The following is a 14,019-nucleotide window of genomic DNA, read 5'->3' as shown; positions in this document are numbered from 1 at the left end:
TTTCCGCGGCGGCGCGCGCGTTTGCCTGCACCCAGATTTTGCGCGCGGTGACCGCACCCTTCGCGTCCCGCTCGACCTCGATGCAGATATAACCCGTGTCTGCGAGCACACCCACCGTCGCGCTGATGGTGCGCTTGGATTTTCCAAACTGCGTGGCGAAATAGTCATTGGTGGCGTCGCAATAGCCCTTCTTGTTGCACAGCGCCGTGATGTCGCTGTACAGCAGCTTTGCAAAATCGGACAGGCGCTCGTCATAGCGCACGTCCGCGGTCAGGATGGAAAAATAGCTTGGACTTGGCATCAAGCGCCGCCTCCTCTCTTGTCCGGCGCGATCACCTGCGCCACCGCCTTTTCATCGGCTGCACCAGCAGCCTGTCCACCAGCATGCCAAGACCGAGGTAGGCGCAGCCTACCCCCAGCAGGGCGATCACAGCGTAGATCATCGCCGCACCTCCGTGCCCAGATTCGACGCGGTCATGCGAGCGCACGACGCGCAGACCGCCCGGCCATTTGGCAGCTCGAGCAGTACGTCATCGCTGCCACACAGCGTGCAGCCGCGTGTGTACTTGCGCAATATGATGCGGTCCTCTTCCGTGCAAATTTCCAGAGCGCTGCCGGTGTCGATGCCCATTGTGCGGCGCAGTTCCTTGGGAATAACAATGCGCCCCAGCTCGTCCACCTTGCGCACAATACCTGTGTATTTCATGTTTTCTCCTTTCCCCGGCGCAGCCGCTTGACAGCGCCGGGTTTTTCCGGTATCCTTTAAGTACAGTTATTTGATTTGCGCTCAGTTGCGGCCCTCACCGCTCTGGGCGCTTTCCTTTTTCTGTTTTTCCAGTTCCGCACGCACAAAGATGTTCGCGGCAACCTCCTTCATGTGGTCTACGCACTTCTTGTGCTCCTCGATGTTGGACTTGGGCACGGTATCCTCGGTATCGTAGATCTGGCAGACCGCTTTGCGGCCGCTTTTCAGCGTGAACGCCTGCTCCATGACCAGCTTGCGTTTCTTTTCTTCCATCGACGCACCTCCTCTGGGTATTGTATTCATGCGGGCTTGGTCACTTACGAAGCATTTCAACCAGCAGTTCAAACTTTGCCAACGAATATTGCATCTCGCGGAACCGATCACAGATCGCCACAAATTCCGGCATCTCGATCTCGTCCACCCGCCCGTCCCTTGCGATCTCCAGCAGCCGGTCCAAGCGCTTGCCGATTTCCTCCGCGCGGAAATCGCACTGCGCGCCGATGGATGCCTCCCGCAGATCAGCCGGTTCGGTCGGCAGACTGCGGTGACTGCCGATCGGGCATTCCGTGCAGTACAGGTTGCGCAGCCACGGTGCATGGTAGGCGTCGGCCAGCTGCGCGGCGACCTGCGGCGTCATGTGCCGCGCGCCGGATTCGTAGTAGCCGATCGACTTAGCCGACACGTCCACCAGCTCGGCGGCCGCTTCCTGCGTCAAACCGGCCTTTTCGCGGGCAGTTTTCCACGCATTTTGATACTCTGGGTTCATGGTATTCCCTCCTTTCGGGGTGGTATAATGCGGGCATAAGGTTGGTGATGCCCTTTTCTGGTGTTTTCCTGTCCCCTGTGGTAAAATTCAGGGGAAAGGACGTGTGAATTATGCAAATAGCAACTATAATTATTCCTTGGATATTGTCCTTCTTCTCGCTTATTGTTGCTGCTATTACGATACAAAGTAATGCAAAGATGCATTATTTTGATGTCTACTTCCAACAAAAAGTCAATGCCTATCGGAACTTCTTTATTAAGGCATTTGCATTTGCCAATCGCAAAATCTCTGTAAGTCAGCTACTTGCCGCATGCTATGAAGCATCGCTTTTCTGCTCTGATGAGACCGCGTGCTGTATGGACGAGGTTATCCTTTGCCTAAATGACATGCAAAATGACAAAGAACACCAGAACCCATTGGATCTAATCGATAAACTCAACTTATCTATGCGTGCTGACTTAGAAAAAGATCGGCCTCAAAGGAAACTATGGCCGATTACGAATCGCAAAAAGCAAAATTATCAAGGATAATAATGCACACATCCAAGAACCTATTGCGACTGTTAAAGACTGAATTGTCGAATATTCCACTTACCCCGCCTCCTTTTCCGGTTCGTCCGCGTACAACTCGTCGATCGTGCAGCCGAGGAAGGCTGCCAGCTCGGGCATCACCCGGCTGGGCGGGTACGCGCCGTCGCTTTCCCACTTGACTACAGTCGGCTGCGCCACACCGAAGTGTGCTGCCAGCTCGACCTGCTTGATGCCGCGCGCTTCACGGTATCGCTTGATGCTTTTCATGTTTCTCACCCCTTTCTGGCGTTTTCCTGTCCCCTGTGGTAGAATTTATGGGAAAGGAGATAAGGCTATGAATTCTACTTCACTTGCAGTGCTGCGCTGTTTCACAGAGCGCACATCTTTGAGTGTCAGTGACCTTTCTGTGATTTGTAACAAATCCGTACACCTTTTTGTACCCCATTTTAAATACCTACTTCAAAATGGGTTCATAGAACCTGACCCGCAAGCAACTGACCAGAGCACAGAAGTCAAGCTCCGTTCTAAGTTCTGCATTACACTTGCCGGTAAAGATGAACTGGAAAACATCAAACAACGGGAGCATGCTGCAAAACTCAAAGAAATCCGGGCTTGGCTAACGCTCGCTATATCCCTCGCGGCATTTATAAAGTCTTTCATATTCCCCGGTTGAATACCAAACGCGCCACTCTTCTTCTGTTCTGCCAAGCTTAAATATCCACCAGCATCGGTTGGCATTTGCTTGGCCGATCAAGGTTTCGATTGCGCGGATTTTCGGGGCAATGATTTTGTACTTTGTCCGCATTGGTTTTCGAAGCATCCGAAACTTTCTGCAGTCGACATTCGGCAATGCATCAAAGCCAAGCGGTTTCGGCCCTAATAATTCATCCCATTGCCATCCACACAAGCGGCAATATGCAAGCCCCAAGCGGTCGATTGCATTCAGTTTAGATTCATCGAATGGTTTCATTCCCTCTCGCCTCCTTATATCAAGTTTGCTTATATTTTGTGATTCATATTATATATCAACTATCTTGATATGTCAATCTTTTTTTCAAGTTTACGAAATTCGCCTGTTTGTATATCAATTTTTCTGATATTATGTAAATGGTGATAATATGAATCGCATTAAGGAACTACGCAAGGGAAAAGAGCTCAAACAAGTTGAGTTGAGCAAAATACTTGGTGTTAGTCAAGCAGCTCTTTCGGGATATGAAACCGGAAACTATCAGCCGGACAATGATATTCTGATAAAGTTGGCTGATTATTTTGATACCACCGTAGATTACATTCTCGGCAATACGGACATAAAAAAAGCGCCCTCCTATGAGGACGCGGGTTTGAGTGCAGATGAAGCTGAACTATTGGTTGATTTTAGGAAACTGACGGACGATCAGAAGGCATTCGTTCTTCAGGCTGTGAAAGCAGAAGCGATTCGCAGAGCTGACGAGCAAAAGAAATAAGTACCTCTTTATCCTTGCTGGAGCGTATCACTTCTAAAAGTTCTTTTTCGTACTGCATCGCTCGCCCTCCCAAAATCGAACAAGTGTTTGTATTTCCGATAATACACCACATCTTGGATTTTGGCAAGGGTCAATCAATATATTGTATATCACTCACGAAATGCTGGTGTTCAAATTGGACACCCTCCCAGTAAACGAGGTGCTACATGTTTTGCCGAAAATGTGGGAAGCCAATTCCCGACGACAGTTGTTTTTGCCCCGCTTGCGGATCACCAACCAATGACACATCTTTGCCTGCACAGGAAAGCAATCCGACTTTGTACACACTGACAATTGATCGTGCAAGTCAGGTCTTTTTAGCCAGCCCACCCATCAAAGTTACCATCGACAACACAACTTATTTGAGCGTAGAAAATGGACACACAGAATCCGTACAATTGCAGCCCGGAAAACACCGCCTGCTTTTCAAGTGCTCACTGCGTTCTGCCCAGTTGGATATTGATCTTCAGAAAAATACGGTTGTTGAACTGAGTTGGAATCGTATCACCGGCAAAATTGTAACCAACATTTTTGAACATTAAAAAATACCCGCTCCGGTGCGCTACCACCGGAACGGGCAAAAGTGGAGTGTTTCACACAATCCTCCGACATCATTATACAAGATTGGCTAATTTTGTCAATCTGCAAGGGGGATATTTATGGCTCTGGACTATCGTATGTTTACTGGCCCGGCGGAACTGCACAAGGCCATCAATACACTGCGCGGTATCGTCGCGGGCATCGCCACCGACACGACCGTGCAGGCCGACGAGATCGCTGAACTGGCGCACTGGTGCGAGCTGCATGCGCCGCTGCGTGATCGACACCCTTTTTCCGAAATCCTCCCCATTGTTGAAAATGCATGCGCTGATGGCAGGATTACCGATGAAGAAGCCAAGGACATTCTATGGGTGTGCAGCAGCTTTGCCTCCAGTGGCAAATACTATGACGAGATCACCTCGTCGATCCAGTTCCTCGCCGGCATGGTTCACGGCATGATGGCTGACAACGAATTGGGTGACGCAGAGATCAAGGCATTGTATTCATGGATCAACGCCAATGAGTTTCTGACCGGTACATATCCTTTTGATGAAATCAACAGCCTGCTTTCTTCCATTATGGCTGACCATAAAATCACAGAGGACGAACGCAATACACTGCTGGCTTTCCTGAGCACGATCATTGAGTTTAAAGACTCCCTGAACCTTACCGAGCAGGAATATGTCAACCTGCGTGAACAATATTGTGTTGCCGGTATCTGTGCGTCCTGCCCTGAAATCACGTTCCAAGACAAATCCTTCTGCTTTACCGGCGAGTTCAACCGTGGTCAACGAAAAGACCTGCTTGAGAAGGTAACCGAACTTGGCGGAAAGGCAAAAAAATCCGTTTCCAGCAAAACCGATTATCTTGTTGTGGGTAACTCCGGCAATCCTTGCTGGGCGTATGCCTGCTATGGCCGAAAAATCGAAGAAGCAATGAACCTTCGTAAACAGGGTGCCCATGTGATGATCGTCAATGAAAACGACTTCTGGGATGCTGTTGACGACGCAGAAGCCGGTATCGTTTAATCTCCCCGGCAGACCACAACCGAACACTGTTTTGTTGTGGTCTGCTAACTTTTTGTCGATTCTTGTCGAACATTTGTTTCTTTTATTGTAAAATTCAACCAAATATGATATAATTTGCGAAAGATCGATGATATTTTTCACAAGATAGGGGGATCATCATGGGCTTTCGTTTTAGAAAAAGCATCAAAATCGCACCCGGCGTACGGCTCAACCTCGGAAAAAAGAGCGTCGGCATCTCGGCGGGCGTCAAGGGTGCGCGCGTGTCGGTCAACAGTTCCGGCCGCGTCACAAAGTCGGTCGGCATCCCCGGCACCGGAATCAGCTATGTGAAAACCAGCAAGATCGGCGGATCTGGTTCGGGTGGCGGCAAAGAGCCGCCCTCCTCGCAGCCACCGCTGCCGGCATCACAGCCGCAGCCCGAAAAACCCAACAAACCGGGCGGCACGATGACGCTGCTCAAGGTGCTCGGCATCCTGCTGATCGCCTTCGGCCTGCTGCTGTCCGTCGCGACCATTGTCGGCGGATTGGTGTTCACCGCAATCGGCTGTATCATGCTGCAAAAGCGTGCACGGCAGCTTGAAAGTCAAACCGGACAAGCACCTACCGCGCCATTTCGTCGGCGATGGCAGATCGTCATAACCATAGCGTTTGTCATACTGGCTGCCGCTGGCGCATTGACGCCCGACCCGATCAACAAGATCTCGCCGGATGGATTGGTCCCCAGCCAGTTAGAGGTACCTGAACCGACCAGCATCTCGTTCAAGTACGAACCGGCGGACGCATCCACCAGCAGCATCACCTGCGAAAGCTCGGACCCCGCCGTAGCCACTGTCGAGATTACCTCGATCGAGAACGGTATTGTAAATTGCCTGATTACACCGCAGGCAGCGGGTGACGTTTCCATCACCTGTCAGACCAACAACGTGCAGGCGCCCGTGCTTGAAATGAGCGTCACCGATCCGGCGGCGGAAGCGGCCGCGAAGGCCGAAGCCGAGCGCAAGGCTGCCGAAGAGGAAGCGGCACGCAAGGCGGCGGAGGAAGAAGCAGCGCGTAAAGCTGCGGAAGAGGCTGCTGCCGCACAAGCGGAGGCAGAACGTAAAGCCGCCGAACAAGCAGCTGCCGCGCAAGCCGCAGCCGAGCAGCAGGCCGCTGAGCAGGCTGCTGCAGCGCAGACCAATTCTCAGATGGTCTACGTCACGCCCACCGGCAAGCGGTATCATTATTCCGCCAGCTGCGCCGGAAAGAACGCAACCGAAGCCACGCTGCAGGAAGCACAAAACAGAGGTCTGACACCGTGCAAGAAGTGCGCCGGCGGCTGATACATATAAACCCCGCAGACCACAACCGAACACCGTTTTGTTGTGGTCTGCATTTTTACACCCGCGGAAAGCGAACATTTGTTCTGTTTTTAACCACTTCCCCGCCCCATATACTGAAAAAAGGTGATTACATGGCATATCTGATCTATTTGAGAAAATCACGCGCGGACGCCGAGGCCGAAGCCCGCGGCGAGGGCGAAACCCTCGCCCGGCACCGCACCGCGCTGCTCGCGCTTGCGCGCCGCATGGGGCTGGAGATCGGCGGAATCTACGAGGAGATCGTCTCGGGCGAGACCATCGCCGCCCGCCCGCAGATGCAGCGGCTGCTGGCCGAGGTCGAGGCCGGCCAGTGGGACGGCGTGCTAGTCATGGAGATCGAGCGTCTCGCCCGCGGCGACAGCATCGACCAAGGCATTGTCGCGCAGGCGTTCAAATATTCGGGCACGCGCATCATCACCCCGGCCAAGACCTACGACCCCGCCAACGAATTCGACGAGGAATACTTCGAGTTCGGCCTGTTCATGTCGCGCCGTGAGTACAAGACCATCAAACGCCGCATGATCGCCGGGCGCATCGCCTCGGTCAAAGAGGGCAAGTACATGGGCAAAACCGACCCCTACGGCTACTTCCGCGTCAAGGTGCGGGACGGCAAGGGCTACACGCTCGAGCCCAACCCGCCGCAGGCCGCGATCGTGCGCGAGATCTTCGACCTGCGCCTGCAAGGTATCGGCTGTTACGTCATTGCCTGCCGGCTCAACGCGCGCGGCGAGCGCACCACGGCCGGCATCGCGTGGAGCGCCCAGTCGGTGCACAACGTGCTGCGCAACTGCCTGTACGCGGGCTATGTGACGTGGGGCCGCAAGGCCGCGCAGCCCACCGTGCGCGACGGCGTGCTGACCAAGCCGCGCCGCTATGTGGACGACTACGTCAAGGCACGCGGCCTGCATCAGGCGCTCGTCAGCGACGAGGAATTCAACACCGTCCAGCGCCTGCTGGACAACACACCCGGCCTGCCGCTCAAAAAAGGCCACGAGCTGAAAAACCCGTTTGTCGGCCTGCTGTACTGCGCCAAGTGCGGCCATGTGATGACCTACGGCGCACCGGCCGCCGCCCCGCCCTGCACCGGGCGGCTGGACTGCCGTTGGGCGGACTGCCACAACGTCAGCTCGTTCTGCGCGGACGTGGAGGACGCGGTGCTGCACGCGCTGCGGCTGTGGCTCAATGAGTACGAGGTGGACATCGACCACCAGAACTCGGTCGAGCGCGAATTGGACGCGCGCGCCGCGCAGGCGCACGAGGAGATCCGCGCGATCCACGCCGCCCAGCGCAAGCTGCGCGCACAGCTCGACCGCGCCGCCGAGCTGGTCGAGCAGGAGGTCTACACGCCCGAGTACTTCGTCTCGCGCCGCCGCCAACTGGACAGCCAGCTCGCCGAGCTGGACCGCACACTCGCCAAGGCCAGCGCCCGCGCGCTGGCGATCGATCAGGAGCGCCGCGGCGCGCCTGCCATGCGGCCGCGGCTGGAGCATGTGATCGAGGCCTATCCCAGCGCCCCGACCGCCCGCGCGCGCAATGATCTGCTCAAAAGCGTGGTCAGCCGCATCACCTACGAAAAAAACGCCGCCGAGCGCAGCGCCGGCGACGCGACCATCTACATCCAAATCGAGCGGCGGTTCGAGTAGCAAACCATACCCGGTCAAATATATGTATCATAAAATTACCCATTCATACGTCATCAAAAGTACGTCGTCCGCCGCGGCGCCGAGCGCGGCATAGTCGTGCGCCTCGTACAGCAGGCCCGGCTGATCGGCCGAGGTCTTGGGCGCGAGCGCGACCATGACGGTCAGCCCGGACGGCTCAAGCCGCGTGCGCACCGCGCGGACAAAGTCGGCATAAGCCGCCGCATCCTCGGACGGGATGTACTCAAAATCGATGTCCACGCCCGCGAAGCCCTGCGCCGCGATGGTCTGGGCAAGGTTTTCGATCAGCGCACCGCGTGCGACCGGGTCGCGCAGCAGCTGCTGCGCCCGCGCGCTGGAAAACTGGCCGTCCTCGCCGAGCGTGGTCAGCACGAGCAGCGGCAGCACGCCATATTGCCGCGCCAGACGCGTAATCGCCTCCGCGTTCTGCGGCAGGATGCGGCCGAGGCTGTCAAAGCCATAGGAAAATACGGATAAGTACGTCAGATAGGGCAGCGTTTTGCGCAAAACGCGCTGGTCAATGTTGGGATAGGCATAACCGTTGACTGCAAACGTGCCCAGCTTGGGCCCGTAGGAGACCACCAGTGTCTGCCCCGGCCAGATGCGGTCGCCGCCGCCCAGCTGCGGATTGTTTTGCCAGAGCGCCAGCACGGTCGTGTCGTGCTGCGCGGCGATGCCGGACAGCGTTTCCCCCTGCCGCACGGTATGCACCTGCACGGGCTGCGGCACGACGACCGTCTGCCCGGGCGTTAACCGGTACGGCTCGCGCAGCTCATTTTGCTGGATCATCAGCTGCAATGGCGCATGGTAGGTCTGGGCGATACGGTACAGGGAATCCCCCGGCTGAACAACATGAATCACCATAGAAAAACCACCTTTCCCCCCAATCTATGCCGCATGCTGTCCGTCCGTGACCGCGCGCGGACAGACAAAAGCCGCCCGGCGCGTAACGCGCCGGACGGCCGGAATCATGCGTTGTTTATGGTTTGTGCTCTTTGGGAGGCAGGTCGGCATGACAGCCGCAGCTGCCGCTGCACCCGGCGCAGCCGCCGCCGCATCCGCTGCATCCGCCCGACTTGGACTGACGCACCACCGAGCGCACCGCAAAGAACACCAGCAGCGCCACCAACAGGCCTACGATCACGGTTGACATCTGTTTCGCCTCCTTCGGCTTTCATTGTAAATCAGGATTGGATTTGGGGCAAGCCCCCGGCTGCAAAAAATCAGCCGTTTGCCTGCACGCTCATGCGGCGCACCGCGGAAGCGTCGTCCGCCCGCGCCGGCTTGCGCACCAGCAGATAGATCATCAGCGCGAGCACCAGAATGGCTGCGACCGTGCCGATGCCGAACGCAACTTCGCCCGTCAGCAGCCCACCGAACTGGTAGACCATCAGCGCCACGCAGTACGCGAACACGCACATATAGCCGATCGCGAAGCACGTCCAACGCCAGTTGTTCATCTCGCGCTTGATCGCGCCCATCGCCGCGAAACACGGCGCGCACAACAGGTTAAAGCACATGAACGAGAACGCGCTGACCGTGGTGAAGGACGCCGCGAGCAGGCTCCAGATCTCCTTGCCGTTCTCGGCGACCTCGGCAAAGCCGTAGATCTGGCCGAAGGTCGCGACCACGTTCTCCTTGGCGATCAGGCCGGTGACCGACGCGACCGAGTTCTGCCAGTTGCCCCAGCCGAGCGGCGCGAACAGCGGCGCGATGCCGCTGCCGATCGCGGCAAGCACGCTGTTGTTGATATCCGAAACTGCGCCGAACGCGCCCTCTTCCCAGCCGTACGTCTGCAAAAACCACAGTACGATCGTGCTGAGCAGGATGATCGTGCCCGCCTTCTTGATGAACGATCCGCCGCGCTCGGCCATCGACCGCAGCACGTTGCGCGCGGTCGGGGTGTGGTAGCTCGGCAGCTCCATGACGAACGGGGCGGGCTCGCCCGCGAACATGCGGAACTTCTTGAGCATGATGCCCGACGAGATGATCGCCAGCACGCCGATGACATAGGCCGCAAAGGCCACCCAGCCCGCGTTGCCGAAGATCGCGCCCGCAATCAGGGCGATGATCGGCAGCTTGGCGCTGCACGGGATGAAGGTCGTGGTCATGACGGTCATGCGGCGGTCGCGCTCCTGCTCGATCGTGCGCGAGGCCATGATGCCCGGCACACCGCAGCCCGTGCCAATCAGCATCGGGATAAAGCTCTTGCCCGACAGGCCGAACTTGCGGAAAATGCGGTCCATGATGAAGGCCACGCGCGCCATATAGCCGCAGTCCTCCAGAATGGCGAGAAACAAGAACAGCACCAGAATCTGCGGCACAAAGCCGAGCACCGCGCCCACGCCGGCGACGATGCCGTCCATGATCAGGCTGTTCAGCCAGTCCGCAATGTCAAGGCTCTCCAGCGCGCCGCCCAGCAGCACCGGGATGCCCGGCACCCAGACGCCGTATTCCGCCGGATCGGGCTTCTCGGCCGCAAGCGCACCCTCGAAGGCCGCAAAATCGACCGGCTCGGTCGTGGTTTCGCCGGTGTCCTCGTCCTCAAACTCGGCCGTACCCACAACATTCGCCGCTGCTGCGTCGGCCGCAAGCGCCGCACCCGCCTGCTCGACCGCGTCGGCGTCCGGCTCCTCTTCCTTGAGCAGCGCGGTCAGTGCGGAAACGTCCACGCCCTGATCCGCGGCGGCTTCCAGCCACGCGTCGCGGCGGGTCACGTCGTCCTCATAGGCCGCATTGACCTCTTCGTACGCGCTCGCGCCCATGCCGAACAGGTGCCAGCCGTCGCCGAACACGCCGTCGTTTGCCCAGTCGGTCAGCACTTTGCCGACCGAGGTGACCGAAACATAATACACCAAAAACATGACCAGCGCAAAGATCGGCAGCGCCAGAATGCGATTGGTCACAATGCGGTCGATCTTGTCGGACGCGGTCAGACCGCTTTTCTGCTTTTTGACGCAGGGTTTGACCACTTCCGTGATGTACTGATAGCGCGCGTCCGTGATGATGGACTCCGCGTCGTCATCCAGTTCTTCCTCGACCGCGGTGATGATCTGCTCGAGCTTTTCCAGCGTGTCCTTGCCGAAATGGAAGCGCGCGAGCACCTTTTCGTCGCGCTCGAAAAGCTTGACCGCGAACCAGCGGCGCTGCTCCGGCTCGGTCACATCCGCGATGAGCGACGCGATCTTGTCCAGCGCCTGCTCGATCGTGCCCGAAAAAACGGGCTTTTCGGGCGCGGCGCCGGACGCCGCGGCGCGCTTTGCCGCCTCGACCAGCTCCTTGGTGCCCTTGCCCTTGAGCGCGGTGGTTTCCACCACGGGCACGCCCAGCTTTGCCGACAGCTTTGCAGTGTCGATTTTGTCGCCGCGCTTGGCGACGATATCCATCATATTGAGCGCCACGACCACCGGGATGCCCATTTCGAGCAGCTGGGTGGTCAGATACAGGTTGCGCTCGATGTTGGCCGCGTCCACCAGATTGAGGATCGCATCCGGCTTTTCCGCCACCAGATAATCGCGGGTGATGACCTCTTCGAGCGTATAGGGGGAAAGCGAATAGATGCCCGGCAGGTCGGTGATGGTGATTTGCTTATCCGCTTTGTAGCGGCCTTCTTTTTTCTCCACGGTGACGCCCGGCCAGTTGCCGACATACTGCGTCGCGCCGGTCAGGTCGTTGAACATCGTGGTCTTGCCGCTATTCGGGTTGCCCGCAAGCGCCAAACGAATCGACATGTTGTTGCCCCTTTCCCGGAATTAGCGAAGGCTAACTCCTGTGTAAAAAAAATTTGGTTTACTCCACGAGAATTTTTTCCGCATCCGCCTTGCGCAGCGAAAGCTCATAGCCGCGCACGGTCACTTCGATCGGGTCGCCCAGCGGCGCGACCTTGCGCACGAATACCTCAGCGCCGCGCGTGATGCCCATGTCCATGATGCGGCGGCGGGTTGCGCCTTCGCCCTCGACCCGGCGCACGGTCACCGTTGCCCCGCAGGGTGTGTTTCTCAGGTTTCTCATCGTTTTTCCCCCTTTACACCATGATGCGCGAAGCCATCTGCTGCGAGATCGCAACGCGTGTGTCCTTGACCGAAACGATCAGGTTGCCCGCAAGCGAGGAAACGACCGAAACCGACGCCCCCTCGACAAATCCAAGGTTTTGCAGAAACCGTCTGGTCTGATCCTTTCCCCGAATGGCTTTGATCGTGGCTTGGACGCCGGTGTCTGCCATCGTCAGCGGCATGATAACGATCCTCTCCTTTCTCACGCGGTTTACATTCATACAGGCAGGAGTTAGCGGTCACTAACCCCCGTTTCGTTTGCAGTTTACCACTGCTAACTCTTCTTGTCAAGCACAGACTTTCAAGTTTGTCAAAACTAACCAACCCCGAAGGGTTAGCGATGGCTAATTTCATCCTTTTCCCCAAGCAAGGAGGAAGCCCGCGGCTGTTGTTCCGTTCAGCCGCGGGCTCATGTTGCGGGCATACGGGAAGGTATGCCCTTGGGGTTTCCCCCTGGGACAAGAAAGGATATTTGTATCATAACCGCCGCCGCGGCTGTCTTTGTGCAGCCTGCTTTGCGGCGGGTATGACCGAAGGGATGTATCGCGCCACAGGGCGCGGGATTGGGTCAGGGTTTAGTAAGCGGCAAAGGCCTTGCCGAACTCACGGCACTGGTCGAGCATGGCCTCGTCCGGCGTCTCGTGCGCCATCAGGCCCTCATCGGTGTAGACGTTGGCGTTGGCCTCGTCCGCGCGCTGTACCCAGTCGCGCATCCACTGGCCGTCACCCCAGCCGTACGAGCCGAACAGCGCCACCTTGCGGCCGCCCAGCTTGCCTTCCAGTTCGGTGAAGAACGGGTCAAATTCCGCCTCTTCCAGCACTTCGGCGCCCATCGCCGGGCAGCCCAGCGCCAGCTTATCATATTTCGCAGCGTCGGCGGCGCTCACTTCCGCCACGTTCATCAAATCACATTCCAGACCGCCCGCGCGGATGCCGTCCGCGATCGCGCCGGCCATCTGCTCGGTGTTGCCGGTCTGGCTCCAGAAAATGACTGCTGCCTTGCTCATAGGGATCAAACCTCCTGAAAACATATATGTGAAAAAACGCTTTATGCCGCGGCGAACACCTGCAGCAGGGTCTCCCCCTGCTCCACGCGCGTTTTCACCGCCTGGCATACCCGCGAAAAGCGGTCAAACAACCGGGATGCCGCCTGCGCGTCCCCGTAGACCTTCCAGTAGCCGCACAGCTTGCAGCCGCGGCCCTCATACCGGATAAAGCCGATCACATCCTCGATCGGGTAGCCCAGAAACAGGCCGATTTCGTGCGGGAACTCCGCCTGTGCGGCGATACGTCGCCGCAGGCCGTCCAGCAGCGCCGCGAGCGGCGCTCCGGCCGGATAGCCGAACTTCGCCAGCACCCGCTGCACCCGCGCTTCCGTCAAACGCTGTTCCAGCTGCGCCCGGTGATACACCAGCACCAAAAACCGTCCGCGGCAGGCGCAGAGGATCTCGAACCGGATGCCGCGCCGGGCAAACGCCGCTTGATAAGCGCCCAGCTGCTGCGGCAGGTCGGGAAACTGCATGCGGTCGCAGCCAACCAGACTGGCGGGCTTGATACCGGCCAGCGTCGGCGAGCAATGCGCCGCGAGCAAATGGTCCAGCTGATGATTCATGTGCAGACGCTCCTCCCGTGCCCTCCGCCCTGCACTAAATCCGGCCGTCCGGCGCGGCCGCGGTTAGCCGATGGACCGCGCCGGGATTACGGCCTTTTCTGTTCGGATGATGCGCAAATGACAGAGGAAGCTGTGTATGGGTTCACCGAAGCCGCCCCGTTCCGCAGGAACGGCTCCGGCGGGTTGCTCTTTCAGTAAGCCTCGGCTAACCTGTATATAAGTTAG

The 14,019-nt window shown here is 57.7% G+C and carries 19 protein-coding genes; 6 read left to right on the top strand and 13 right to left on the bottom strand.

The annotated features are described in order from the left end of the window. From EJL02_RS12370 to EJL02_RS12355, 4 genes are all read right to left on the bottom strand, one after another. Nucleotides 1-301: helix-turn-helix domain-containing protein (locus tag EJL02_RS12370; protein ID WP_164510337.1), on the bottom strand; the 301-nt coding region annotated here is incomplete at its 3' end. A 138-nt stretch (nt 302-439) separates the two neighbouring features. Beyond that, nucleotides 440-706, bottom strand: a complete 267-nt coding sequence (locus EJL02_RS12365; protein WP_125116671.1) for an AbrB/MazE/SpoVT family DNA-binding domain-containing protein — start codon at nt 704-706, stop codon at nt 440-442. Between the two features lie 81 nt (nt 707-787). Next, a complete protein-coding gene (locus EJL02_RS12360) occupies nt 788-1,018 on the bottom strand; it encodes a hypothetical protein (protein WP_125116670.1) in 231 nt (76 codons plus the stop codon). A gap of 40 nt (nt 1,019-1,058) precedes the next feature. Further along, entirely contained in the window at nt 1,059-1,511 is a 453-nt protein-coding gene (locus tag EJL02_RS12355) for a helix-turn-helix transcriptional regulator (RefSeq protein ID WP_125116669.1), read from the bottom strand. Between the two features lie 110 nt (nt 1,512-1,621). Here EJL02_RS12355 and EJL02_RS12350 point away from each other — a divergent pair, with 110 nt between their 5' ends. Next, nucleotides 1,622-2,041: a hypothetical protein gene (locus EJL02_RS12350; protein ID WP_125116668.1), complete on the top strand. Its 420-nt coding sequence runs from the start codon at nt 1,622-1,624 to the stop codon at nt 2,039-2,041. A 60-nt stretch (nt 2,042-2,101) separates the two neighbouring features. Here EJL02_RS12350 and EJL02_RS12345 read toward each other — a convergent pair whose 3' ends face one another. Both EJL02_RS12345 and EJL02_RS12340 read right to left on the bottom strand, forming a co-directional pair. Beyond that, nucleotides 2,102-2,308 (bottom strand): helix-turn-helix domain-containing protein, encoded by a 207-nt coding sequence (locus tag EJL02_RS12345; protein ID WP_125116667.1) that lies wholly within the window; start codon nt 2,306-2,308, stop codon nt 2,102-2,104. 349 nt (nt 2,309-2,657) lie between these two features. Beyond that, on the bottom strand, nt 2,658-3,011 hold the full coding sequence (locus EJL02_RS12340; protein WP_125116666.1) for a hypothetical protein: 354 nt from the start codon (nt 3,009-3,011) through the stop codon (nt 2,658-2,660). 148 nt (nt 3,012-3,159) lie between these two features. Here EJL02_RS12340 and EJL02_RS12335 point away from each other — a divergent pair, with 148 nt between their 5' ends. The 5 genes from EJL02_RS12335 to EJL02_RS12315 all read left to right on the top strand — a co-directional run bounded on the left by EJL02_RS12335 (nt 3,160) and on the right by EJL02_RS12315 (nt 8,112). Next, entirely contained in the window at nt 3,160-3,504 is a 345-nt protein-coding gene (locus EJL02_RS12335; RefSeq protein WP_125116665.1) for a helix-turn-helix transcriptional regulator, read from the top strand. Between the two features lie 206 nt (nt 3,505-3,710). Next, complete coding sequence (locus EJL02_RS12330; RefSeq protein ID WP_125116664.1) at nt 3,711-4,085, top strand: zinc-ribbon domain-containing protein; 375 nt, start codon at nt 3,711-3,713, stop codon at nt 4,083-4,085. A 117-nt stretch (nt 4,086-4,202) separates the two neighbouring features. Next, a complete protein-coding gene (locus EJL02_RS12325; protein WP_125116663.1) occupies nt 4,203-5,111 on the top strand; it encodes a BRCT domain-containing protein in 909 nt (302 codons plus the stop codon). A 158-nt stretch (nt 5,112-5,269) separates the two neighbouring features. Further along, nucleotides 5,270-6,430, top strand: a complete 1,161-nt coding sequence (locus EJL02_RS14350) for a DUF4236 domain-containing protein (RefSeq protein ID WP_206426976.1) — start codon at nt 5,270-5,272, stop codon at nt 6,428-6,430. Between the two features lie 131 nt (nt 6,431-6,561). Continuing rightward, nucleotides 6,562-8,112 (top strand): recombinase family protein, encoded by a 1,551-nt coding sequence (locus tag EJL02_RS12315; protein WP_125116662.1) that lies wholly within the window; start codon nt 6,562-6,564, stop codon nt 8,110-8,112. A gap of 27 nt (nt 8,113-8,139) precedes the next feature. Here the strand turns inward: EJL02_RS12315 and EJL02_RS12310 are convergent, their stop codons facing one another. From EJL02_RS12310 to EJL02_RS12280, 7 genes are all read right to left on the bottom strand, one after another. Then, nucleotides 8,140-8,994 (bottom strand): LysM peptidoglycan-binding domain-containing protein, encoded by an 855-nt coding sequence (locus EJL02_RS12310; RefSeq protein ID WP_125116661.1) that lies wholly within the window; start codon nt 8,992-8,994, stop codon nt 8,140-8,142. 115 nt (nt 8,995-9,109) lie between these two features. Further along, the gene (locus EJL02_RS12305; protein WP_125116660.1) at nt 9,110-9,283 is read right to left on the bottom strand and encodes a FeoB-associated Cys-rich membrane protein; all 174 of its coding nucleotides are present in this window, start codon (nt 9,281-9,283) and stop codon (nt 9,110-9,112) included. A gap of 70 nt (nt 9,284-9,353) precedes the next feature. Continuing rightward, complete coding sequence (gene feoB, locus EJL02_RS12300) at nt 9,354-11,861, bottom strand: ferrous iron transport protein B (RefSeq protein ID WP_125116659.1); 2,508 nt, start codon at nt 11,859-11,861, stop codon at nt 9,354-9,356. A gap of 58 nt (nt 11,862-11,919) precedes the next feature. After that, nucleotides 11,920-12,141 carry a FeoA family protein gene (locus EJL02_RS12295; RefSeq protein WP_125116658.1) on the bottom strand — a complete coding sequence of 74 codons (222 nt, stop codon included), beginning with the start codon at nt 12,139-12,141 and terminating at the stop codon, nt 11,920-11,922. A gap of 13 nt (nt 12,142-12,154) precedes the next feature. Then, complete coding sequence (locus tag EJL02_RS12290; protein ID WP_206426975.1) at nt 12,155-12,364, bottom strand: FeoA family protein; 210 nt, start codon at nt 12,362-12,364, stop codon at nt 12,155-12,157. Nucleotides 12,365-12,757: 393 nt separating this feature from the next. Further along, a complete protein-coding gene (locus EJL02_RS12285) occupies nt 12,758-13,189 on the bottom strand; it encodes a flavodoxin (RefSeq protein WP_125116657.1) in 432 nt (143 codons plus the stop codon). Nucleotides 13,190-13,230: 41 nt separating this feature from the next. Next, nucleotides 13,231-13,794: a DUF3793 family protein gene (locus EJL02_RS12280; RefSeq protein WP_125116656.1), complete on the bottom strand. Its 564-nt coding sequence runs from the start codon at nt 13,792-13,794 to the stop codon at nt 13,231-13,233. Nucleotides 13,795-14,019 lie beyond the last annotated feature (225 nt).

Source organism: Agathobaculum sp. Marseille-P7918 (genome assembly GCF_900625105.1).
Lineage (GTDB): Bacteria > Bacillota > Clostridia > Oscillospirales > Butyricicoccaceae > Agathobaculum.
The sequence above is the reverse complement of the archived record's forward strand: the minus strand, read 5'-3'. Positions and strand labels throughout refer to the sequence as shown.